This is a genomic window from Paraburkholderia madseniana (assembly GCF_009690905.1).
Taxonomy (GTDB): Bacteria; Pseudomonadota; Gammaproteobacteria; order Burkholderiales; family Burkholderiaceae; genus Paraburkholderia; species Paraburkholderia madseniana.
In genome coordinates, this window is sequence record NZ_VOSW01000032.1 from 1 (window position 1) to 24,332 (window position 24,332).

The window sequence follows — 24,332 nt, forward strand, 5'->3', positions numbered from 1 at the left end:
TAGACGATCAGCGCCTGTCCACATGTCCACCGTATGAGGTTCAGCCTTGAAGCGAGAGTCTCACGTCCCGATCGTGGTGAGGCGGTATTTTCCACGAGCGTCCAGCGATTGAACGTCACACATAGTCTTCGTTTTCCTGATCAATGCGCGTCGAACCAAACGTATTGGCGTGAGAATAAAAAGGAAAGCGACCCACCCCCGTGCGAAGAATAGAACCGTCGCCAGAAAGCTTGCTTTAAGGTCTGCCTTCCAATGCAGCGATGGTTGAAACCCGGGCATGTGGAAGCATCCGGAGAACTGAAATCGTCCGTTTCTTACATCGCCTTGCACCCGCAAGAGTGCGCCCATGTCGGGCGAAAAAAAATCCAGGGCGGTGAAGCCCTGACCGAGGGGATGCTGCTGGTTGAGAGGACCAGCAGCATCCGAAGGCGGCCACCGCGCCTGAGAACGCGGCAGCCGAGTCACAAGATATCGCTGTTTCGGCGTCGCCCGAATTGATGTTTACCGCGTGGCGTACGGCGCGACGGCAGCCATTGCGTAGGTATTGCCCGTGTGCGTTTCCTGACGAAACCCGTGCGCGCATACGTGCCGGCAACGACGCGCCCCCCTGGTACCGCAACAACAGCGCAGCGAGCGCAAAAGCTCAATGCCAGGCGTTGCTCCAGTGCGGCCAGTAGTGACGGTGAGCCAGTTGCCTGAGCCGCTTTCGGCGCATCTGCTCCCGGTAATAATGAGCGGCGACGAACACGGGTGCCATCGCCAGCACGAACGAACTCATCACGATTCCGACTGCTTCACTCATCCGAACCTCCATTCACGACATGACTTATCGCGGGCACATGAGCCGCGTGCGCTACCGGTTGGTCCATGGCGTGTTCTAACTGGCTTGCGCTGCACTCTTCGCCAAAGCCGGCGCCCGGCTGAACAACATGGGCGAAAACAATCATCGACCGACGCGCGAACGCAAGCGCCGCTTCCCCCCAAGGGGTCTCCTGCGCGGCGCGCGTAGCCTCCACACACCCACTTATCGAACCGGTCAACGCGGCCAGGCGTTCACCAGATTGGTGACGTTGACCGTGCCGATGCCGGTGGCAAAGTTCCAACCAGCACCGGTGCCGTACGCTTTCGAATAGCTGCTGTTTCTCGTTGAGAGGACGCCGTAATTGCCGCTCGGGCGATAGCAATCATTCGTGCCTGAGCAGTTCACGTCAATGTCGCCGAGCGTAATGTCATAGAAGACGCAGTTGCTGGCGACGCCATTGCCGCGACTCGAATTGCAGGTGCTGGTCCCGCCCGACAGATATTCCGTGGCCGCGAGGGAATAGTAGACCGGGTTCGGATTACCCTGCCGGGACCCGGTCGCCTGGTTCACCAGGGCCTGGAACCCGGCCCATATCGGCGCGGCGAATGACGTTCCCCCGCCGCCGGCCCACCCGCTCGGGGCTCCTGTGCAAGCCGCACCGCCATCCGGCACGTCAGAATCGCAGACAATGTAGTAGTGGCCCCAAACGCCGTTGGCCGCGAAGAGTGAGACATCAGGAAGATCACGCACGCCGTCGGCGGGGTTGCCCAACAGCAGAAGCAGCGTTTGCCAGACCGGCTTGGCATAGCCGCGGCACGTTCCGCTCACGACACCGCTCACCGACGGCGCACCCGCCGCACAGCCGCTTGGGCCGCCGCTGCCGCTCGCCGTCGTCAGGTAATTGGCGTTGCCGGTTGGGCTGTTGCAAAAACCGGTCGTGCCATAGGTCGTGCGGTAGCCGTTCGCAGCAGCAATCAGCACGCTGGCGCAGGAATCGTTCCACGGAATTTCCGGGACGTAAGATATCGCCGAGCCATAGGTCGCGGCATTTGCCGCGGTCCAGTAAGAAGCCGTGGTCCGGGCATAGGTGTCGCCGAAATCAGTGCCCCCAACCGCAACGTTGTAGGGTGTCGAGGCAAAGCCGCTGACTCCGATTCCATGGGTGGCATTTCCCAAATTTGCGTCGCAGCTCGCGGCCCCTTCGTCACCGGCCGAGACAAAAACAGAGATGCCGCGGGCGACCGCCTGCTGGTAGACCGAACTGTAAGCGGCATTGGCGGTGGCCCCGTTCATCGCCTCGCATTCGCCGTAGCTGATACTGATTATCGCCGGCGGGTTGCTGCTGTTCACGAGGTTCTGGAGCGCGATCAGGCCGCCAAACGTGGTACTGGTGTCCCCGCAGGACGCGAGTACGACGGCGGCGCCTGGAGCCGCGGCACTGGCCCATTCTGCGTCCAGTTCAGCTTCTCTCTCGTTGCCCGCGACGACTCCGGGATTCGTGCAGTTGTTCGCACCGCTTGCCGGCACCGGATGGATTTGAGTAAAGGAGCCCGACGTGTAGCTGGACAATCCGAAGGTCGAGCGGAAGGTCGTCCAGTCGGCTGGGCTGTAAACGTTGGTGTTCTCGATCACGACGATCGTCTGGCCTTGGCCGGAGATGCCGGAACGAAACATCGGGTTCAGATTGTAGATCGTAGCGAGATCCGCGGGAGCGACTGCATGATAGGTTGAACTGCCACTGGTGTACGTGTATTCGGGTCTGGACTTGAAATTTGTGTGCGGCCGGAAATCATTCAGTGACACGATCCCATTCACCACATCCGAAAGTGCTGCCGGAATTCGGGGATTGCGCATGTTCGCGACATGCCCGACGCCGCCCACGTCGAGCCGATGAATTTCTGTCCTGAACGCGTCGCGGATCTGCCCGGCGGTGCCCGAGAAGTCAATCACCATGCCACCTGCCTGCACGCCGTTCACCGTGAGTCCGTGCCTCGAAAGCCAATTGCTGACCATGCTCACATCGGCGTCTGCCGGACCGAAATTCGCGCGGAATTGCTCGGCCGTGAGCCACTGATGGAAATAAGGCGACTTCGGATCATGGAGTAGATCGATGAAGCGCACGAGAGCCGCTTCGGTCTCGGTTGGGCGCTTGAGCAGAAGCTGCATGTGGTCAAGCGCAAGCGTGTCGTCGACCCGCCCGAGATCGTTCTGCGCGCTTGCCTCGGGTCGGATATTGCCGGCCAGCTCAATGGTCTGCCGCTCGTCGACAACCTGAGTGACGAGCTGCCGTGTCGTTTGCGCTATTGCTTCGGATGACGTACAAACCACAGTGAAAAGAATCAGAACAATGACCCGGAATCTTGATTGGAATCGAGTGAACATGTCGTTTCTCCGTACACGCCCTCGCAACATCGGCCACCCACCTTATGCATCCGAAAATCAGCAGCAAGTCGTATTCGGAGCTTGTCGAGACAGCACCCCAATCATCCAGCCGGGGCAAATTTCAACGGCCTTCCTGAGAGCATTGAGCGTAGGGACGTACATTGCTCGCAGACAACCTCAGGTCGCGGCGACGGCCGCTCACCTTCGACCGCGACTTCCCATGCCACGGAGAGAAAGGCAGTCTTCGCTCTCGTCCTGGCACCGGTCAGTCAATCGATAGTAGGAACCATTGAGCCGCTGTCAAGGCTCCGACGCCCTATGCCCGTTTGCACGATTCGGCGGGCTCGAATTCACCACGTGTGCACCATCGTGCGGCACGTAACAGGTGCTGAATTCGCCAATAAATTGACTCTTCGCTGTTGCACCACGCGGCAACGACGCCGTTTGATTCCTTCTCCACCCAGCGAACGTCATGCACATTGGATATTTGCCAGAGTTACGCTCGCACAAGGAGCCCCTGCTTCGACATATAGCGTTACGCCAAAGCGAAAAGGTGTTTGAATTGCGCGTTCTTTTTTAACGATTTTCTATCGAACTATTTACGGACAGGCATCGGCATCGCCATATGCACGATTTAAGATTGGATTTCGAAGATAGATAGACCTATAGTACCGGTCACACACGAATGTAAAACACGTCATTGAGCAGTATTCGAAAATGCACCGGGGGCGGGCATGGGTATATTGATCGATGAGGACATCGCGCACATCGAGTGCGTGATGCGTCCGTCGTTATGCGGGTTTGAAGACGGCCCGATTCTGCCAGCCGAATATTGGCGCAGACGGCTCTACCGGTTACTCGACTCGTGCCATCTCACGAAGGTCCAGTTATGCTCGATCGATAGCCTGCTTCTGCAGTTGGACCGGTTCGACGTGGAGCAGCATGATGAGCCGCGCCGTCCACGACGCACCGCACCCGGCAGCAAGCCGAAGGCAGTGCTGTCCCGGCGACGGGACTGCAGATGCTGTACAGGCAGATCGGAGCATCCCCTCGCCTCAGCGTTGCCTCTCGAACCTGTGGCAGAAGCCGATATCGGCGCTCCAGATGCCCATGTCGTCAAGGGCGCAGGGGCGAAGATCTTTTGACACAACCCGGCTTCATTGGATGAAGGTTTTTTTCTCTCTCAACGTACCCCTTTCCTGTCACCTTTTTGGAGCAAGCGATGAATCTGTGGAATCCTGAGCAAAACTCTGTGGGGCAACAGGCTAGCATGGAAGCATCGTTTGCTTTGGCAAACAGAACCGTCGAGATTTTTCAGAAGATGATCGAACTGAATCTGAAAACCGCCAGGTCGAGTATCACCGAAACCAGAGAGGTAGTGTTCGAAGCGCTATCGGGAAACAGTCTTCAAGAATGGGGCGCACTGCACAGTGGCGCGGCGGAACGGATCGCGCCGCAAATCCAGTCGTACTACCGGCAATTATTCGCCATTGCATCAAATTCCCAACTGGAATTTGCAAACGTCATCAATGAGTATGTCACTGGGCAGCAGCGCAAATTGCAGGAGGCGATTGGCGGGGCCGCGCGGCATGCGCCGGCCGCTGCAGAAACCGCCATTACATCCTTGAAGTCTGCGATTGCCGCCGCAGGCACCTGGTACGAGACGACGTACAAGGCCACTCAACAGGCGATCCTCGCTGCAGAAAGCAATGCCGCAGCAGTGAGTGAAGTCGTGTCAAAAACCACCAGGCAGGCGGCCGAACGGGCTGCTCGTGCTACATCGAAGTAGTCGTTCCTTCCGCGACGTACGGCTGTTATGTCCGCATCTGCAGGTCGTCAAACTGCGAAATTCATGGTGTGGGAACGCTCCGATCTTTTCGGAGGCCCGTGCGTCGCTTTTTTCTTTGAATCGACGATCAGGTAACGGAAATGACGAATCAGATCGCCCTTGTCACAGGTGGGACCGGCGGGATTGGCGAAGCCATCAGCATCAGACTGCGCGATGCCGGCTACACGACCATTGTCACTTACTCGCCTAAAAACACAGGCGTCGACGCGTGGCTTGCACGCATGGAAACCCAGGACCGCCTGTTCCACGCCTATGCCGTCGATGTGGCGGACCACGAATCGTGTGCAACGTGTGCCGGAAGAATCCTCGACGAAGTGGGCCCGGTTGACATCCTGGTCAACAATGCCGGTATCACCCGCGATGCCGTTTTCAGGAAGATGGACAAGGTCGACTGGGATGCAGTCATCCGCACCAACCTCGATTCGGTCTTCAACATGACGAAGCCCGTCTGCGACGGCATGGTCGAGCGTGGCTGGGGACGCATTATCAATATATCCTCGATCATCGGTTCCAAAGGCGGCTTCGGCCAGACCAACTATGCGGCCGCGAAAGCAGGCATCCACGGCTTCACGAAATCGCTGGCGCTCGAGGTCGCGAAAAGAGGTGTAACCGTTAACACGATCTCGCCAGGATTCATTGCGACGCGGATGGTGATGGCGGTGCCGCAGGACGTCCTCGAAACCAGGATCATTCCCCAGATACCTGTCGGACGGCTCGGACAGCCCGCCGAAGTCGCCGCGCTAGTCCTGTACCTGTGTTCGCGCGAGGCAGGTTTTCTGACCGGGGCGAATATCGCCATCAACGGCGGCCAGCACCTCCAGTGAGTCGAAGTGCCGACGTCCGGATCAATGCAACTCTGAGGTTCAGGCGGTTAAACGTGGGCTAGCGAAGCCATCCGTGCCGGGAGGACGCTTGTCTGCGTGACCGTCAATCCGTACATGGTATGCGCAAGGCAAAAGTACATGACCCGCTCTTCGGTCCTCTGTGCGGTCACGCCGGACCGGGTATGCGCATTGCTCGCCTACCTTCGGAATCGCGCCGTCTCCGCTCGCCTGCGCGCCGACGGCAACCAGCCGTTATCGCATCCATGACAGATTCACCCTGCCGTGCAGACTTGTGGTCCTTGTCGGGACCGTCAGTCAAGATATGTTCCGGAAACGGCAAAAACAAAAGAACAGCGTACGCTGTTGATACCTTTCGCATTCAGTCGTGCAATCTTCCGGGGAACCCCGACATGACATCTCACCGTCTGCCTGAGTACCGGCCCGCGCATCGTGGCGACGCTAACAATTCGGCTATTGTCAGTGGCACAATCACCTCAGTTTTTGAAGAGGTCGCACGCCTCGCTGCGACGATTTGCGAGGTGCCGATCGCCGCAGTAACCTTGCCGGATCCTGACTCGAGCTGGCTTCATTCAGATGTCGGGTTATCTGCGGAAGAGTGGACGGCCGCTGAGGCGGCGTTCTGCCTGCTCGTTGCGGGCGACCATCAAGCGGTTGAGGTGGTCGATGCGGCTGACGATCCTCGCGTTGCCCAGAATCCGTTCATCTTCGGTACGCTTGAGATCCGGTTCTATGCAAATACGCCGATCCTTCTCCCGATGGGGCAGTGCATAGGTGTGCTGTCGGTGGCGGCATGCGAGCCGCAACGACTGACTCGTATGCAACGTGCTGCTCTGGACAGCCTGGCGCATATTGTCAGCACCTGCCTGCTCAATCCCACTGCGGGTGCCCTCGCCGACGCCCCGTTCGGGAAGGGATTCAATCTGAACACCGCTCCTGAGCCGAAAACAGACCTCGTCGTGCTGGCCAGTTCCAGTGGAGAGATCGGCTACGTTAGCGACGCCTCCGCTCGCTATATGGACGGCTCCTCGTCGAGGCTTGCAGGTGCCAACCTGCTTGATACGGTTGCCGACGAGGACCGCGCATCGGTGGCCGCGGCTCTACGTGACGTGGTGACGCGTCGATCGGGCGCGACGCTGGTCGCCCGTATGTCCACGATAAATAATGTCGAACGATGGGTGCGCTGGAACTACCGACCGGTGACAGACATCGACGGACGGATTGTGGCGATCCATGCAGTGGGACGCGATGTTAGTGAACGCAGGCGCGCCGAACAGGCGTTGATCGAGAGCGAGCGGAGGTATCGCGAACTCTACGAACGCACCCCGGCGATGCTTCACTCGATTGATGTGCAAGGCAGGCTCATAAGCGTGAGCGACTTATGGCTTCGCACGCTTGGGTATGACCGGGTCGAGGTGCTGGGGCGGCCGTCATCCGATTTCCTGACACCCGCGTCGCGCGAGTACGCCCGTCAGGTCGTGCTTCCCGAGTTCTTCCGCACCGGTCATTGCCGCAACGTCGAATACGAAATGGTGCGCAAGGACGGCGAAGTGATCGACGTATTGTTGTCCGCCTTTCTCGAAAGGCAGAGCGACGGCGTGCCATGGCGGTCCATGGCCGTGATCGAGGATATCACTGAGCGCAGGAAGGTCGAGGCCACCCTGCTCGAAAGTGAGCGCCGGTATCGCGCGCTTTTTGAGCACATGCAGGTCGGATTCGTATTGCTGGATATTGTCAGCGACGCAACTGCGAAGGTTGTCGATTTCCGGTTCGTCGCGGCAAATCCGGCAATTGCAAGGACAAGTCATATTCCGTCCGATCTCATGATCGGCAGGAAGGTCTCCGAGGTGTTTGCCGGGCTGGCAGACCTGGAATGGGACTGGCTCGGCACGCTAACTGGGGTTGTACTCACCGGCGAGCCGGTTGCGCGACAGGATATACCGACAGCAGGGGACGGCTGGTTTGACATGGTGGCATATCGCCCCGGCCCCAATCAGTGTGCTGTTCTGGTCCTCGAGACCACCGAGCGCAAGCGGATGCAGGCGACCCTTGCCGAACAGCATGAATTCCTCCAGATAACGTTGCATTCAATCGGCGACGGCGTCGTCACAACCGATCCGCACGGTCGCGTCACATACCTGAATCCAGTGGCAGAGCGACTAACGGGCTGGCTCATTGCCCAGGCGCGCGGCCTTCCGCTGGACGATGTATTTGATGCCCGCAACGAATCAACGCGCATACACGCTCCGAATCCCGTCACGCAGTGTCTGAGTGAGAACCGCGTCGTAGGTAACACTGACAATACCGTCCTGATATCACGGTCTGGTGCAGAACATGCGATCAAGGATTCCGCTGCCCCGATCGTCAGTGCGATTGGCGAAGTTCTGGGTGTCGTTCTGGTGTTTCACGACGTGACCGAAGAACGTCGGCTCACCAAAGAAATGAGCTATCGCGCCACACATGATGCCCTCACGGGGTTGCTAAATCGCGCGGAATTCGAAACGCAACTTAACCGCGTGCTAATCCATGCACGCGAGGCAGGCAGCAAACACGCCATGCTGTACATCGACCTTGATCAATTCAAGGTCGTGAACGATACCTTCGGGCATATCGCCGGCGACCAGTTGCTGCGACAAGTGACGGAACAGGTGGGACAGTGTATCCGGGCAACCGACACACTAGCCCGGCTAGGAGGCGACGAGTTTGGCGTCATCCTGGAGCAATGCGACACGGAGCAGGCCCGTCGGGTCGCCTCCCAGATCTGCGAGCGCCTCGACGAATTTCGATTTGCCTACAACGAACGTCGCTTCCATATTGGTGCGAGCATCGGTCTGGTACCCATTGACGATCGCTGGCCAACGACTGCGGCCGTGCTTCAGGCCGCTGACAATGCGTGCTACGCCGCCAAGGACGCCGGGCGTAACCGTGTGCACTCGTGGTTCGACGCCGATCAGGCCGTAATCGCGCGGCACGGCGAGATGCAGTGGGTCACGCGTCTGGAGCAGGCCCTCGATGAAGACCGTTTCGAGCTATATGCCCAGCGCATACGGGCGCTTGGTCAGCAGGAGAACCATCTTCGGTGCGAACTTCTGTTGCGCCTGCGCGAGTCTGATGGGACTCTGGTACTGCCCGACGTTTTTCTGTCAGCGGCTGAACGTTTCCACATGGCCTCCCGCATTGACCGCTGGGTGGTCAAATACGTATTCGCATGGATGACACACCATCGCGACCAGTTGGACCACGTTGACAGTATCGCGGTGAACCTCTCCGGCCAGTCCATTGGTGACCACGCCTTCCATCGGTACGTGAGGGATCTGGCTGACTCATTTCAATTCGACACGCATAAGCTTTGCTTTGAAGTAACAGAGACAGCGGCGATCACGAATCTGTCAGTTGCAACGGAGTTCGTCCAGTCGCTGCGATTGCGCGGCATGCACTTCGCCCTGGACGATTTCGGAAGTGGCGCATCGTCGTTCGGCTACCTTAAAGCGTTGCCTGTGGACTACCTCAAGATCGACGGACAGTTCATCACCAATCTCGAACATGACCCCATTGATCAGGCGATGGTGCGGTGTATCTGCGATGTAGCAAAGGCAGTCGGCAAGCAGACCATTGCGGAATTCGTCGAAACAGCCGCCGTCGCGGCATTGCTGCGAGACATGGGAGCCGACTACATACAGGGGTACTTCGTCCATGTCCCCGCCCCTATGGAGGAAGTTCTTCTCCGCGGGGTTGATACACGTAGTTGACCAACGACAGGACACCCGTCCGGTGAACGGGTATACGATGCGCGTCTCGCCCGCTTCATTTGTTGACTGATCATCCGCCGCAACGCGCACACGCGCTGCCCCACAATTTACTTGACATCTAAACTATCGACGCCTAAATTACCCTCCAGAGAAAGGTCCACATGGAGAGTCAACATGCGCATCGTATGTATCGGCGGCGGCCCGGCCGGCTTGTACTTCGGCCTGTTAATGAAGGGCCGGAACCCGGCATATGACGTCACGGTGGTCGAGCGCAACCGCCCCTATGACACCTTCGGCTGGGGCGTCGTATTCTCCGACCAGACGCTCGGCAATCTGCGCGCCGCCGACGCCCCGAGCGCAGACGCGATCCTCGACGCCTTCAACCACTGGGACGACATCGAGATCAATTTCCGCGGCAGGCAGGTTCGCTCGTCGGGCCATGGCTTCTGCGGCATCGGCCGCAAACGTCTGCTGAATATCCTCCAGGCCCGCTGCGAAGAACTGGGCGTCAAGCTGGTTTTCGAAACCCAGGTCACGGACGACACCACCTACGACGCCGACCTGATCATCGCCTGTGACGGCGCCAACAGCGCCATCCGTCAGAAGTACACCGCCACTTACAAGCCCGCGATCGACATGCGCGATTGCCGCTTCGTCTGGCTCGGCACCAAAAAGCTCTTCGACGCCTTCACGTTTGCTTTCGAAGAAACTGAGTTCGGCTGGTTCCAGGCCCATGCCTACCGCTTCGACGATCAGACCTCGACGTTTATTGTGGAAACACCGGAGCGCGTGTGGCGCGCCGCCGGTCTCGACGAAATGAGCAAGGAAGATAGCATCGCGTTCTGCGAGAAGCTGTTCGCCAAGTATCTGGACGGCAACCCGTTGCTGTCGAACGCCGCACATTTGCGCGGGTCGTCGCAGTGGATTCGCTTCCCGCGCGTCGTCAACGAGGAATGGGTTCATTGGCGCGGTAACGCCGATGGCACGCAAACGCCGATCGTACTGATGGGCGACGCCGCGCACACCGCGCACTTTTCGATCGGCTCGGGCACCAAGCTCGCGCTCGAAGATTCGATCGAACTCGCCAACAGCATCGGCGCGCATCCGGGTGATTTGCCCGCTGCGTTGCAGCACTACACGGATGTCCGCAGTATCGACGTATTGCGCATCCAGAACGCCGCGCGCAATTCGACGGAGTGGTTCGAGCATGTCGACCGCTATACGTCGTTCGAACCGGAACAGTTCGCGTATTCGCTGCTTACGCGCTCGCAGCGCATTTCGCACGAGAATTTGCGGGAACGTGACGCGACCTATCTCTCGACGTTCGAAGACTGGCTCGCACACCGCTCCGGCATTGAACGCGCGCCTGAAAAGCACTCCGTTCCGCCGATGTTCACGCCCTTCACGTTGCGTGGCGTCACCCTGAAAAACCGCGTCGTCGTCTCGCCGATGGCGCAATACTCCGCCGTCGACGGCATCGCCGGTGACTATCACCTGATGCATCTCGGTGCCCGCGCCATGGGCGGCGCCGGGCTGGTCATGACGGAAATGACCTGCGTGTCGCCCGAAGCGCGCATCACGCCCGCTTGTCCCGGCATGTACGCGCCGGAACATGTCACGGCATGGAAGCGAATTGTCGATCTCGTGCATAGTCAATCGGACGCGAAGATCGGCATTCAGCTAGGGCACTCCGGCGCAAAAGGCTCGACACGTGTAGCGTGGGAAGGCATCGACCAGCCGCTTGACGAAGGCAACTGGCCGCTCGTGTCCGCTTCGCCGCAGCAATATTTAAGCGGCGTCAGTCAGACCTCGCATGAAGCCACACGAGACGAACTTAAAGAAATCGAAGCGCAATTCGTACGCGCCACACAAATGTCCACGGAAGCCGGCTTCGATTGGCTCGAACTGCACTGCGCACACGGCTATTTCCTCTCGAGCTTCCTGTCGCCGTTGACGAATCAGCGCACCGACGAATATGGCGGCTCACTTGAAAACCGTCTGCGTTACCCGTTGCAGGTCTTCAAGGCGATCCGCGCCGTCTGGCCGCAAGACAAGCCGATTTCCGTGCGTATTTCCGCTAACGATTGGGTCGAAGGCGGCACCACGCCCGACGACGCCGTTCAGATCGCCCGCGCGTTCAAAGCCGCAGGCGCGGACATGATCGACGTCTCGTCGGGCCAGGTCAGCAAGCAGGAAAAGCCCGTGTTTGGCCGCATGTTCCAGACGCCTTTTGCCGACCGCGTGCGCAACGAAGCCGGCATCGCAACCATCGCCGTTGGTGCGATCTCGGAAGCGGACCACGTGAACAGCATCATCGCGGCAGGCCGTGCCGATCTCTGTGCGATCGCGCGGCCGCATCTGGCTAACCCGTCGTGGACGTTGAATGAAGCCGCAAAAATCGGCTATCTGGACGTGACGTGGCCGAAGCCTTACACGGCAGCCAAGTCGCAACTCGAGCGCAATCTCGAACGCGAGCGTGCACAGGCCGCCGCGAACGCAGGCTTGTCGCCGCAAGAACGCGCGCAACGCGCTGAAGGAACCACGTGAATACGCCCAACACGACCCTCGCAGGACAGCACGCTGTCGTCACAGGCGGCGGCAGCGGCATCGGCGCCGCCGTAGCCGAAGCGCTGCTGCGCGCTGGCGCCCGCGTCACCTTGATGGGCCGCAACGCACAACGTCTCGATGCGCAGCGGGAGATTTTCAACGGGCTCGGCGAGGTCGCCTGCATCAGCGTCGACGTCACCAGCGAAGAATCGGTCGAGAAGGCATTCGCACAAGCCGGCGCAATCGATATCCTCGTCAACAACGCCGGCCAGGCGCAAGCCGCACCCTTCACTCACACCGACATGGCGCTCTGGCAGCGCATGCTCGACGTGAACCTCACCGGCGTCTTCCTCGGCACGCGCGCCGTGTTACCCGGCATGCTCGATCGTGGCCACGGCCGCATCGTCAATGTCGCGAGCACAGCGGGGCAAATCGGCTACGCCTACGTCGCCGCTTACTGCGCCGCGAAACATGGCGTGATCGGCCTGACGCGTTCACTCGCGCTGGAAGTCGCAACCAAGGGCATCACGGTCAACGCCGTCTGCCCCGGTTATACAGAAACCGAACTGCTGCATGCATCGCTCGAACAGATCACCAGCAAGACCTCACGCACCGAACAACAAGCGCGTGAAACCTTGCTGCGCACGAATCCGCAGCGTCGTTTCGTGAGCCCGGAGCAAGTCGCGAACTCAGTGCTTTGGCTCTGCCAACCCGGCTCGGACGCGATCACGGGTCAATCCATTTCCATCTCCGGTGGAGAAGTAATGTGACCAAGTTATCGAACTTCAAAAAGACTACGACGGCTGAAACAAAGCCGCCGCGCAAAGGCGTCGCCAAACCAGCGGAGAACGTCGTGGATCTGGAAATGAGTACCGGCGCCGATAGTCACATGGGCCTGCGTCTATGGTTGCGCATGTTGACCACAACCAATCTCGTGCAAGCCGAACTGCGCAAGCGCCTGCGCAACGAATTCGACACCACGTTGCCGCGTTTCGATTTGATGGCACAACTAGAACGTCATCCGGGAGGCCTGAAGATGACCGAACTGTCGCGCCGTTTGATGGTGACGGGCGGCAACGTGACCGGCATTACGGATCAGCTCGAAAAAGAAGGTCTGGTTTCGCGTGGCACCGATCCCAACGATCGCCGCTCGATCAGCGTGTGCCTCACACCCGCGGGTCGCAAGGCGTTCGACAAGATGGCCATCGCGCATGAGCAATGGGTTGTCGAACTGTTCGGCGGCTTGAGCCTCGACGAAAAATCGCGCACCCATCAGCGCCTCGGCAAACTCAAACAACATCTGCTCGACAGTCTGAAAGACTGATCCGCACCGAACTGGAGACACTCATGACACGATCCAACGCCGACGCGCTGCTAGCCGGCAACCGCCTGACACTCGCCGGTTACGAGGCGCGGCACTTCGGCTGGTCGGTCGCCGACAAGGTCGCGACGATCACGCTGAACCGCCCCGAACGCAAAAACCCGCTGACGTTCGAATCGTATGCGGAGTTGCGCGATTTGTTCCGGCAACTCGCGTACGCGACCGACGTGAAGGCAGTCGTGATTCACGGCGCAGGCGAGAACTTCTGCTCCGGCGGCGACGTGCACGACATCATCGCGCCGCTGATCGATCTGCCGATGCCGGAACTGTTGCTGTTCACGCGCATGACCGGCGATCTGGTCAAAGCGATGCGTCACTGCCCGCAACCCATCATCGCCGCAGTCGACGGCGTCTGTGCCGGCGCCGGTGCGATCCTGGCAATGTCGTCCGATATGCGGCTCGGCACCGCGCGCAGCAAGCTCGCGTTTCTGTTCTCTCGCGTCGGCCTCGCGGGTTGCGATATGGGCGCTTGCGCGATCCTGCCGCGCATCATCGGTCAGGGACGCGCCGCCGAATTGCTGTTCACCGGCCGCTCGGCGAGTGGTGACGAGGGCCACGCATGGGGCTTCTATAACCGCCTGTGCGAACCGGCAGCGCTCATCGCAGACGCACAGAAGCTCGCCGCCGATCTCGTCGCCGGTCCGACCTTCGCGCACGGCATCACGAAGAAGATGCTGCACCAGGAATGGAGCATGAGCATCGACGAAGCGATCGAATCGGAAGCGCAAGCACAGGCAATCTGTATGAGCACGCGCGATTTCGAACGTGCGTATAGCGCGTTTGCCGCGAAGTCCCGCCCTGTCTTCGAGGGAGATTGAATTGAGCACCAACAGCGATCTGGATCTGCACAGCGCACTGGCCTGGCCGTTTTTCGAACCACGCCATCGCGAACTGGCTGCGGGTATCGAAGCATGGTGCCGCGCGAATCTCTCGCACGTAGAACATGACGACGTCGATGCAACCTGCCGCCGCCTGGTCCGTGAACTCGGTGCAGCGGGCTGGCTGAAATACGGTGTCGGCGGCGTTGCCTACGGCGGGAATGGCGACACGATCGACACGCGCGCGGTGTGCCTGCTGCGTGAGACGCTCGCCAAGCATTCCGGTCTCGCGGATTTCGCCTTGGCGATGCAGGGACTCGGCTCTGGCGCGATCTCGCTCGGCGGCACTCATGAGCAAAAGACACGTTATTTGCCACGGGTCGCAAATGGCACGGCTATCGCCGCCTTCGCTTTGTCGGAACCGGAAGCGGGATCGGACGTCGCTGCGATGTCCCTCTCAGCGCGCGAAGACGGCGACTTCTACGTACTCGACGGCGACAAAACGTGGATCTCCAACGGCGGCATCGCCAACTTCTACGTAGTGTTCGCCAGAACCGGCGAAGCGCCGGGCGCACGCGGCATCACCGCCTTCATCGTCGATGCCGACACCCCGGGTCTGGAAATCGCCGAACGCATCGACGTGATCGCGCCGCATCCGCTAGCGCGTTTGCACTTTGCCGGCGCACGCGTGCCGCGCAGCCAGATGCTCGGCGCACCCGGCGAAGGTTTCAAACTCGCGATGCGTACGCTGGATATTTTCCGCACCTCGGTGGCGGCAGCGTCGTTGGGCTTCGCGCGTCATGCGATGGCTGAAGGTCTCTCGCGTGCGGCGTCGCGCAAGATGTTCGGACAGACGCTCGGCGATTTTCAGTTGACGCAAGCCAAGCTCGCGCAAATGGCATTGACGATCGACAGCAGCGCATTGCTGGTCTATCGCGCAGCCTGGCTGCGCGATCAGGGCGAACAGGTCACGCGTGAAGCCGCAATGGCCAAGTGGCACGCAAGCGAAGGCGCGCAACAGGTGATCGACGCCGCCGTGCAACTCTATGGCGGCATGGGCGTGCAAAGCGGCACAGCCGTCGAGATGCTCTACCGTGAAATTCGTGCGTTGCGGATCTATGAAGGCGCGACTGAGGTGCAGCAGTTGATTGTCGGCCGCGACCTTCTGAAGGCGCACGCCGCGGAAGCCATCAAGGACGCAGCGAAATGAACGCGACCTTCGAACGACCTGTCCGTATCCGCTTCCAGCACTGCGATCCGGCCGGCATCGTGTTCTTTCCGCAATATCTGGTGATGACCAACGCGTTGGTCGAAGACTGGTTCAACGAAGGCATGCAGATCGACTATGCGCAAATGATCGCGCAACGCCGGGTCGGTTTGCCGATCGTCAGACTCGATTGCGAGTTTTCGCGGCCGAGCCAGATGGGCGAAACGATCACGCTGTCACTCAGCGTCACGAAGGTCGGGCGCCGCTCGATCAGTATCGAGATCGTCGGCCAGCACGGCGACGAAATCCGGTTTCGCGCGAAACAGGTGCTGGTAACGACATCGCTCGAAAGCGGCACATCCATCGACATTCCCACAGACATCGCGAGCGCGCTCGCGGCGTTTGTCCCACAGCCTGAATCCATCGAGGCGCATCGCTCATGAAAAAAGCTCTCCTTCCCGCCGGTTGGATCAAGCCGCGCGGCTACGCGAACGGCGTTGCCGCAACCGGCACGCAGGTGTTCATCGCCGGCCAGATCGGCTGGGACGAACAGGCGCGTTTTCAGACCACCGACTTCGCGCAGCAGGCGATTCAGGCGCTCAAGAACATCCTCGCCGTCCTGCACGAAGCGGGCGGCAAGCCCGAGCATCTGGTCCGGCTGACGTGGTACGTCACGGACAAGCGCGAATACCTCGCCTCGCTGAAAGATATCGGCCGTGCGTTTCGCGAGTTGATCGGCGACTACGACATCGCGATGAGCGCGGTACAGGTCGTTGCATTGATCGAAGACGAAGCCAAGGTCGAGATCGAAGCCACGGCAGTGATTCCGCAGTAAGCACACGAAACACGCAATAGCCAGCCACCAAGCCAACCGAAGCGCATTCAGCCGGCTCAACGCCCGGGAGACCATGATGGAACCGTCAGCACACGTCGATACCTTCGCGCGCGACAATCTTCCGCCGCAGGATCAATGGCCTGTCTTTCTGCTCGACAACCCGGACGTTGCTTACCCGGCGCGCTTCAATTGCGCGACGGAATTGCTCGACAGAACGATCGAAGCGGGACATCGCGACCGTCCGGCGATCTGGTCGGACGTGGATGGAAAACCGCAGGCGACCACTTACGGCGAGTTGCTCGCCTTGGTGAATCGCAGCGCGCACGTGCTGGTCGATGAAATGGGTTTGCAGCCTGGCAACCGCGTGCTGTTACGCGGACCGAACACCTTGCACATGGCAGTGACGGCGCTCGCGGCGCTGAAAGCCGGCCTCGTCGTGGTGCCCACCATGCCGCTGCTGCGTGCGAAAGAACTCAAGCAGATCATCGACAAGGCGCAAGTCAACGCCGCGCTATGCGACGCACGCCTGACCGCCGAACTCGCACGCTGCAACGATCCCAAGGACGAGTTCTACTGTGCGGGTTTGAAACAAACGCGCCTGTTTCACGATGATTCCGCCGATTCGCTCGACACCCTCGCGATCAACAAGCCGGGCCACTTCACCGCCTGCGATACCGCCGCTGACGACGTCTGCCTGATCGCCTTCACCAGCGGCACGACGGGCGCACCGAAGGGTTGCATGCACTTTCATCGCGACGTCCTGGCGATGTGCGATCTGTTTCCGCGGCATGTTCTGAAACCCTCATCGAGCGATGTGTTTTGCGGCACGCCGCCGCTCGCCTTCACATTCGGCCTCGGTGGTTTGCTGTGCTTTCCGCTGCGAGTGGGCGCGTCGACGGTGCTGATCGAGAAGCTCACGCCTGAGACCTTGCTGCAAACCGTCGAGCGCTTTCACGCGACGATCATGTTCACCGCGCCGACGTTCTATCGGCAGATGGCTCCGCTCGTCGCGCATCACGACGTTTCAAGCTTGAAGAAAACGGTCTCGGCGGGAGAAGCGTTGCCGGATTCGACACGCAGGCTATGGCACGACGCAAGCGGCATCGAGATGATCGACGGGATCGGTGGCACGGAGCTGATCCATATTTTCATCTCGGCGCAAGGCGACGCGATCCGCCCGCATGCCATCGGTCGCGCGGTGCCGGGTTACGTCGTGCAGGCCGTGGACGACGCCATGCAACCGGTCCCGGCTGGCACAATCGGCAAACTCGCGGTGCGCGGGCCGACGGGCTGCCGCTATCTCGCCGACGAACGGCAAGCGAAGTTCGTTCGCGATGGCTGGAATCTTCCCGGTGACTCGGTCTATCTCGACGAAGACGGTTACGTGTTCTATCAGGCCCGCGCCGACGATATGATCGTCTCCGCCGGCTACAACATCTCCGGCCCGGAAGTGGAAAGCGTGTTGATGCAACACGACGCGGTGGCCGAATGCGGCGTGATCGGCGTACCCGACGAGACGCGCGGACAGATCGTCAAGGCCTTCGTGGTGCTGAACCCAGGTTATACGCCTGACGACCAAATGGTCGCGCAACTGCAGGATTTCGTTAAAAATAGCGTGGCGCCGTATAAATACCCACGCGTCATCGCTTTCATCGGCTCGCTGCCGCGCACCGAAACCGGCAAGATCAAACGCTTTGAATTGCGTACGCTCGGGTAGCCCCTCATGTAGTCCCTCTTTCCTCGGCAACTATGTTGCATGGGATCGGAGTAAGAGACGCACCGCATGGCTCGCCCCTTTCGTCAAAGGGGCGAGCAAATAGAGCCCCGCCTCGGCACAACGCCCCTATGATGTGACGCTTCACCGGCCAACCTCCTTCGACCCATGCTGATCGCCCATCATCTGAACAACTCCCGCTCGCAACGCGTGTTGTGGCTGCTCGAAGAACTCGGCGTGCCGTACGAGATCAAGCGCTACGAGCGCGATCCGAAAACGATGCTGGCGACGCCCGAGTTGCGCGCGGTGCATCCGCTCGGCAAGTCGCCCGTCATTACGGACGACGGCCAGACCCTCGCCGAATCCGGCGCAATCATCGAGTATCTGGTCGACAAGTACGGTCAAGGCCGCTTCGCCCCCGCAGCGGGCACGCCCGAGCGGCTGCGCTACACCTACTGGATGCACTATGCGGAAGGCTCGGCGATGCCGCCGCTGCTGCTGAAGCTGATCGCCCTGCGCATCGCCAGCGCGCCGATGCCGTTCTTCGCGACGCCGATCGCCCGCAAGATCGCGTGGACGCTGCAATCGAGCTTCATCGATCCGCAGTTGAAGCTGCACCTCGGCTACATCAATAAGGAATTGGGCGCGAGCGGCTGGTTCGTCGGCAATGATTTCACGGCGGCTGACGTTCAGATGAGCTTTCCGCTCGAAGCCGCCACCGCGCGCGGCGGCATGGAAGGGCAGATTCCCGCCGTCGTCGATTTCCTGAAACGCATTCACGCACGGCCCGCCTATCAGCGAGCGCTGGAGCGCGGTGGCAAGTACGAACTACTGGGCGGCGATTGACGGCCAACGCCGCCCAGGAATTCGTAGTTGTGGCTTAAAACTCGCGGGTGCTAGACTAAAAATCCCCATTGCCATCAACGGGTTGCCGACCGGGTTTCGACTTCGCGCCGAGCGGCGGAACGTCCGGCATTCGATTGCATCCGCTGGTGCCCGCTTGAGCCTGCTTGAGCCCGCTTCCGCTCGATAGACCACGGCAAAGGAGCCCCTGCATGACCCATTCCATCCACGGCAACAAACGCTGGTTGGCGCTGATCGTTCTGTGCCTCGGCGTGCTCATGATCGTGCTCGATACGACGATCGTGAACGTTGCCTTGCCGTCGATCGCCGCGGACCTCGGCTTTACCGAAACCTCGCTGGTGTGGGTGGTCAATGCGTACATGCTCACCTTCGGCGGCTGCCTGCTGCTTGGCGGACGGCTGGGCGATCTCTACGGTCATCGCAAGCTGTTCCTCGGCGGCATCACGCTGTTCACGCTGGCGTCGCTCGCGTGCGGCCTGGCGGATTCGCAAATTCTGCTGGTGTGCGCGCGTGCCGTGCAGGGTTTGGGCGGCGCAGTCGTCTCCGCTGTTTCGCTGTCGCTAATCATGAATCTGTTCACCGAAGCGGGCGAACGCGCGAAAGCGATGGGCATATACGGTTTCGTCTGCGCGGGCGGCGGCAGCATCGGCGTGTTGCTCGGCGGTCTGCTGACCAACCTGCTGAGCTGGCACTGGATCTTTCTCGTCAACTTGCCGATTGGCATCGCCGTCTACGCGCTGTGCGTCGCGCTCCTGCCATCGGCGCGCGGCCATGCTCATGGCGAGCGGCTCGACGTGGCCGGCGCGGTGACAGTCACCGCTTCGCTGATGCTGGCCGTGTACGCCGTCGTGAATGGCAATGAAGCGGGCTGGACCTCGGCGCAGACGCTCGGACTGCTGTTCGCCGCGCTCGCGCTGCTGGCCGTATTTCTCGTGATCGAAGCGCGCGTGCAGCATCCGTTGATGCCACTCGGTCTGTTCCGCCTGCGCAATGTCGCAACCGCCAATGTGGTCGGTGTGCTGTGGGCGGCGGCAATGTTCGCGTGGTTCTTCATCTCCGCGTTGTATCTGCAACGCGTGCTCGGCTACCGGCCTTTGCAGGTCGGGCTCGCGTTTTTGCCGGCCAATCTGATCATGGCGTTCTTTTCGTTGGGCCTGTCGGCGCGCGTGGTGATGCGCTTCGGCCTGCGCCTTCCACTTGCCGTCGGGCTGCTGGTCGCGGCGATTGGCCTCGCGCTGTTTGCACGCGCGCCTGTCAATGGCAGCTTCGTGCTCGACGTGTTGCCCGGCATGATCCTGCTCGGCTTCGGCGCGGGCATTGCATTCAATCCCTTGCTGCTGGCCGCCATGAGCGACGTCGATCCGAGCGACTCGGGTCTCGCGTCCGGGATCGTCAATACGTCGTTCATGATGGGTGGCGCACTCGGCCTCGCCGTGCTCGCTAGCCTCGCTGCCGCGCGTAGCGACGCGATGCAGGCTTCTGAAAACGCGGTGACGGCGCTCAACAGCGGCTACCACGTGGCGTTCCTGTTCGGTGCGATCTTCGCGGCAGCGGCGGGTGTATTGGGTGGTTTGCTGCTGCGCCCGGGGCAACCTGGTAGCGCAAACGCACATGCAGATGCACACGGCGACGGCGGGTCCACTGCGGCGCAGTCGCGTGGCGCCGGTAACGCGGCAGCGACCGAAAACTACTGACCTGCCCGACCTGAGACAGGGTCGATCGCGGTCAATCAGACGCCCACCGAAAAACCGCAAGCGCGATCAAATGCGCCGCATCGCGCCTGGCTATGCTGGCTTCATGCTGACGTGAGAGCCGAAATGAACCCCGTTGGAAAAGCGCTCTGGTTTATCGAAAGCCACTTTGCTCGCGAGTTGACGCTCGACGACATCGCCAACTGTGGATGCGTGTCGCGCTTTCACCTGGCGCGCGCTTTCGAAGCGGCCACAGGGCTTTCGGTCATGCGCTATGTTCGCGCGCGCCGCTTGAGCGAAGCGGCACGGCGTCTCGCCGACGGTGCACCCGATATTCTGACGGTCGCCATCGACGCCGGTTACGGTTCTCACGAAGCATTCACGCGTGCGTTTCGCGAGCAATTCGGACTGACGCCCGAAGCGCTGCGCGCGCGTGGTCATCTCGACAACATTGCTATCGTGGAGCCGATCAAAATGGACGAAACCCTTCTCACGCATCTCGAACCGCCGCGTTTCGAAGACGGCAAACCGTTTCTCGTCGCGGGCCTGAGCGAGCGCTATACAAGCGAAACCTGCGCCGCGATTCCTTCGCAGTGGCAGCGCTTTGGCGAATACTTCGGCAGAGTGCCGGGCCAGGTCGGCAACGTGGCGTATGGCGTCTGCTACAACGCCGACGACGCCGGCAACGTCGACTATCTATGCGGCGTCGAAGTCAGCGACTTTTCGGCATTGCCTGCCGAACTGAGCCGCTTGCGCATTTCCCCGCAGCGCTACGCTGTGTTCAACCACCGCGAGCATATCTCGACCATACGGCGCACCTGGAACACGATCTGGAATCAGTGGCTGCCGGCATCGGGACATATTCCCGCCGATGCGCCCAACTTCGAGCGCTATGACGAGAAGTTCGATCCGGTCAGCGGCATGGGTGGGCTCGAAATCTGGCTACCGTTGAAGGCTTGATTCGAGGGTTGAGCGGCTCGCTCGAGAAACTAGCCGCTCACTTTGAGCAGCACCGGATCGTTGCGATACAGATCGGGAAACATGCGCTTCAGTCCACTCACCTTCGGCAGATCGTTAATCACGATGTACGGGTAGTCAGGATGGAGCGCGAGGAAATTCTGGTGATAGCTTTCTGCCGGATAGAAACCCTTGAAATCTTCCACGCGCGTGACGATTGGCCCTGAAAATACGTGCGCCTTGTCGAGCTGCGCAATATACGATTGCGCGACGCTACGCTGCTCAGGATTGGCCGGAAAGATCGCCGAGCGGTATTGCGTGCCGTGGTCGGGGCCCTGGTAGTTCAGCTCGGTGGGGTCGTGTGCAACCGAGAAGAAAATCTGCAGCAAACGTCCGTACGTTATCTGCGTCGGGTCATAGGTGACCTGCACCGACTCAGCGTGCCCCGTATCGCCCTCGCTAACGGTTTCATATTGCGCAGTCCCAGCCGCGCCGCCTGTGTATCCAGAGGCGACCTGCTTCACGCCGCGCACGTGTTCGAACACCCCTTGAACGCCCCAGAAGCAGCCGCCCGCGAACACAGCGGTTTCGCTATGCACCGTGCCGACGCTCTCGTCGTGGGCAGGCGGTGGAATCTTCGTCATTGCTTCGGCTGAGTTCGCGATGCGCTGCGCGGCGAAGACGCCTGCCGCAATGGCGACGCAACCCGCGAGCCGGAAAAACGATGAACGCCTGCGCTGGGAAACCTTGCTGCTAGTAGAGGTTGTTTGCATGATTTTCAGTCTTTCAAGGAGTGGTTGAGTCACGCCGTCAGGCTCAGCTTAGCCAAACGTAAAGGCAAACGCTTGCACGCCTGGATCCAGAAACTCGATCGAGAACGTGTGATCCGCAACATCGCCGGTCTGCCGCACGAGTTGGTAAAGACGCTGCTCGGTGACGGTGCCGGCACCGTCGGCGGCGACGTCTGTTCCGTGCGCAGCGCCCGGTGCGGCGCCATCCACGCTTACGCGGAAGCGAACTGGCTTGCCGTCCTTGCCCGGACCGAGCACCAGATGCAGATCACGCGCATGGAAGCGATAGACGATGCGTCCGGAGCTCGCCGCGAGCGTCGCGTGTTCGGCGCCCACATTCCACGCGCCGGCCAGCCCCCAATCGTTGACGGCGGGCTGCGACGGCGCCGTATAGCTGTGAACCTTGTCCTCCGCTGCGCCACCGGGCGACGTGAAATTCTCGGCACGCTCGTATCCGATATAGGTTTCCGGCGACTGCATGTCGGCGCTGTCGGCCGCTGCCTGCACGCCTTGCGCGCTCGTGCTGGTAATGCCGAGTGCGACCTTCGACGCGTTCGCATGCCCTGACTCGGTCAGCAATTCCTGAATCACCTTTTCCGATTCCGCATAGTCGCCTTCGCCGAAATGGTGATAGCGAATCTGACCTTTGCCATCGACGAAATAATGGGCCGGCCAGTACTGATTGTTCAGTGCGCGCCAGATCGCGTAGTTGTTGTCGATCGCGACGGGATAGTCCACGCCGAGATCGTGGACAGCCTTCTTCACATTGTCGATATTGCGTTCGAACGCGAATTCCGGTGCATGCACGCCGATGACGACGAGCCCCTGGTCCTTGTACTTCTGCGCCCACGCTTTCACGTACGGCAGCGAACGCAGGCAGTTGATGCACGAGTACGTCCAGAAATCGACCAACACGACTTTGCCGCGCAGGTCCTGAACCGTCAGCGGCGGTGAATTCAGCCACTGGACGGCGCCATTCAAGGTCGGCAGCACGCCTTCGACGGGCAACGCCACCGCGCCGCCTGACGCGCCTTGCGAAGCACGCATCATCGCGCCGGCGTCGCTTGCATCGGCAGCAGGGTTGGCCGTCATCACGGCATCGCTGCCCGATGCATTGGCCGGCGCATTGGTCTTGTTACCCGCCGCCACCGGATTGGTCGGCGTCGCGCCGGGCGACAGCTTGTCGACCAGTTTCTGTTCAAGGCCACCGGTCGCGATGGTCGATACACGCGCCAGCACGCCGGTGTCGAGCCCGAATGCAATCGCCACCACGCCGCCTAGCATCGCCGCGCCAATCCCGCGGCGGATCCATTCGCCCGCGCCCAGCGAGCGCTTCATCGCCGTGAACACCCGGCCGCCGATCAGCAGCGCCACCGCGAGCGACGTCGCCGCACCGGCCGCATAGGCAACCAGCAACAGCGTGGTGCCGACGCTCGCGCCCCGCAATGCCGCGCCGGTCAGCACAAGGCCGAGAATCGGACCGGCGCACGGCGCCCACAGCAGGCCAGTCGCGATGCCCAGCAGAAAGGACGATCCCGCGCGAACCTGCTGACCGTCGCCCTGCGCGAAATTCGACAGGCGATTGCCGGCGCTCACCAGCGGGCGCATCAGATGGTCCGCGAAACGCGGCAACAGCAGCGTCAGTCCGAAGACGGCGAGCAAGACGATGGCAAGCCAGCGGCCATACTGGTTAGCCTGCGTGACCCAGCCGCCACCCACGGCGGCGAGGGTCGCGACGATGGCGAAGGTCAGCGCCATGCCGGCCAGCAATGGCAGCCCGCTGCGCACGAAAGGCTGATCGGCGCGCGCGAAGACAAAGGGCAGCACCGGCAGAATGCACGGACTGAGAATCGTCAGAGCGCCGCCAAGATAGGCAAGAGCGATGAGTAGCATGTCGGTTCCG

19 protein-coding genes and 1 pseudogene are annotated in these 24,332 nt (G+C 60.8%); 16 read left to right on the forward strand and 4 right to left on the reverse strand.

Going from position 1 to position 24,332, the window contains the following annotated elements; genetic code table 11:
• Positions 1–643: 643 nt before the first annotated feature.
• Together FSO04_RS46395 and FSO04_RS18135 are read right to left on the reverse strand one after the other, a co-directional pair.
• On the reverse strand, positions 644–802 hold the full coding sequence (locus FSO04_RS46395) for a hypothetical protein (protein WP_166618200.1): 159 nt from the start codon (positions 800–802) through the stop codon (positions 644–646).
• A 234-nt stretch (positions 803–1,036) separates the two neighbouring features.
• The gene (locus FSO04_RS18135; RefSeq protein WP_233464888.1) at positions 1,037–2,968 is read right to left on the reverse strand and encodes a S53 family peptidase; all 1,932 of its coding nucleotides are present in this window, start codon (positions 2,966–2,968) and stop codon (positions 1,037–1,039) included.
• On the opposite strand from FSO04_RS18135, the gene FSO04_RS47565 reads away from it, so the two are divergent.
• The 16 genes and pseudogenes from FSO04_RS47565 to FSO04_RS18205 all read left to right on the forward strand — a co-directional run bounded on the left by FSO04_RS47565 (position 2,969) and on the right by FSO04_RS18205 (position 21,641).
• Positions 2,969–3,118: a hypothetical protein gene (locus FSO04_RS47565; protein ID WP_233464890.1), complete on the forward strand. Its 150-nt coding sequence runs from the start codon at positions 2,969–2,971 to the stop codon at positions 3,116–3,118.
• An 800-nt stretch (positions 3,119–3,918) separates the two neighbouring features.
• A pseudogene (locus FSO04_RS47075) lies at positions 3,919–4,122 on the forward strand (hypothetical protein); the annotation flags it as partial.
• A gap of 284 nt (positions 4,123–4,406) precedes the next feature.
• Entirely contained in the window at positions 4,407–4,973 is a 567-nt protein-coding gene (gene phaP / locus FSO04_RS18140) for a TIGR01841 family phasin (RefSeq protein ID WP_154561070.1), read from the forward strand.
• Between the two features lie 140 nt (positions 4,974–5,113).
• Complete coding sequence (gene phbB / locus FSO04_RS18145) at positions 5,114–5,857, forward strand: acetoacetyl-CoA reductase (RefSeq protein WP_154561072.1); 744 nt, start codon at positions 5,114–5,116, stop codon at positions 5,855–5,857.
• Positions 5,858–6,267: 410 nt separating this feature from the next.
• Complete coding sequence (locus FSO04_RS18150; RefSeq protein WP_166618202.1) at positions 6,268–9,624, forward strand: EAL domain-containing protein; 3,357 nt, start codon at positions 6,268–6,270, stop codon at positions 9,622–9,624.
• 174 nt (positions 9,625–9,798) lie between these two features.
• Positions 9,799–12,171, forward strand: a complete 2,373-nt coding sequence (locus FSO04_RS18155) for a bifunctional salicylyl-CoA 5-hydroxylase/oxidoreductase (protein WP_154561076.1) — start codon at positions 9,799–9,801, stop codon at positions 12,169–12,171.
• Positions 12,168–12,941: an SDR family NAD(P)-dependent oxidoreductase gene (locus FSO04_RS18160; protein WP_168435730.1), complete on the forward strand. Its 774-nt coding sequence runs from the start codon at positions 12,168–12,170 to the stop codon at positions 12,939–12,941. Before FSO04_RS18155 ends, FSO04_RS18160 begins: the two co-directional genes overlap by 4 nt.
• Positions 12,938–13,495, forward strand: a complete 558-nt coding sequence (locus FSO04_RS18165; RefSeq protein ID WP_168435731.1) for a MarR family winged helix-turn-helix transcriptional regulator — start codon at positions 12,938–12,940, stop codon at positions 13,493–13,495. The genes FSO04_RS18160 and FSO04_RS18165 overlap by 4 nt, the downstream gene beginning before the upstream one ends.
• A 23-nt stretch (positions 13,496–13,518) precedes the next feature.
• Positions 13,519–14,370 carry an enoyl-CoA hydratase family protein gene (locus FSO04_RS18170; RefSeq protein WP_154561078.1) on the forward strand — a complete coding sequence of 284 codons (852 nt, stop codon included), beginning with the start codon at positions 13,519–13,521 and terminating at the stop codon, positions 14,368–14,370.
• Between the two features lies 1 nt (position 14,371).
• Complete coding sequence (locus FSO04_RS18175) at positions 14,372–15,580, forward strand: acyl-CoA dehydrogenase family protein (RefSeq protein ID WP_154561080.1); 1,209 nt, start codon at positions 14,372–14,374, stop codon at positions 15,578–15,580.
• Positions 15,577–16,020, forward strand: coding sequence for an acyl-CoA thioesterase (locus tag FSO04_RS18180; RefSeq protein ID WP_154561082.1), 444 nt, complete (start codon positions 15,577–15,579; stop codon positions 16,018–16,020). The genes FSO04_RS18175 and FSO04_RS18180 overlap by 4 nt, the downstream gene beginning before the upstream one ends.
• Positions 16,017–16,412: a RidA family protein gene (locus FSO04_RS18185; RefSeq protein ID WP_054033712.1), complete on the forward strand. Its 396-nt coding sequence runs from the start codon at positions 16,017–16,019 to the stop codon at positions 16,410–16,412. Before FSO04_RS18180 ends, FSO04_RS18185 begins: the two co-directional genes overlap by 4 nt.
• A gap of 76 nt (positions 16,413–16,488) precedes the next feature.
• Positions 16,489–18,129, forward strand: coding sequence for an AMP-binding protein (locus tag FSO04_RS18190; RefSeq protein ID WP_154561084.1), 1,641 nt, complete (start codon positions 16,489–16,491; stop codon positions 18,127–18,129).
• Between the two features lie 165 nt (positions 18,130–18,294).
• Positions 18,295–18,972, forward strand: coding sequence for a glutathione S-transferase (locus tag FSO04_RS18195; protein WP_154561086.1), 678 nt, complete (start codon positions 18,295–18,297; stop codon positions 18,970–18,972).
• A 209-nt stretch (positions 18,973–19,181) separates the two neighbouring features.
• Positions 19,182–20,684, forward strand: coding sequence for a DHA2 family efflux MFS transporter permease subunit (locus FSO04_RS18200; RefSeq protein ID WP_154561088.1), 1,503 nt, complete (start codon positions 19,182–19,184; stop codon positions 20,682–20,684).
• Between the two features lie 123 nt (positions 20,685–20,807).
• Positions 20,808–21,641: an AraC family transcriptional regulator gene (locus tag FSO04_RS18205; RefSeq protein ID WP_154561090.1), complete on the forward strand. Its 834-nt coding sequence runs from the start codon at positions 20,808–20,810 to the stop codon at positions 21,639–21,641.
• A gap of 29 nt (positions 21,642–21,670) precedes the next feature.
• On the opposite strand, the gene msrA is transcribed toward FSO04_RS18205, so the two are convergent.
• Together msrA and FSO04_RS18215 are read right to left on the reverse strand one after the other, a co-directional pair.
• Positions 21,671–22,411, reverse strand: a complete 741-nt coding sequence (gene msrA / locus FSO04_RS18210) for a peptide-methionine (S)-S-oxide reductase MsrA (protein WP_154561092.1) — start codon at positions 22,409–22,411, stop codon at positions 21,671–21,673.
• 48 nt (positions 22,412–22,459) lie between these two features.
• Entirely contained in the window at positions 22,460–24,322 is a 1,863-nt protein-coding gene (locus FSO04_RS18215; protein WP_154561094.1) for a cytochrome c biogenesis protein DipZ, read from the reverse strand.
• Positions 24,323–24,332: the final 10 nt, after the last annotated feature.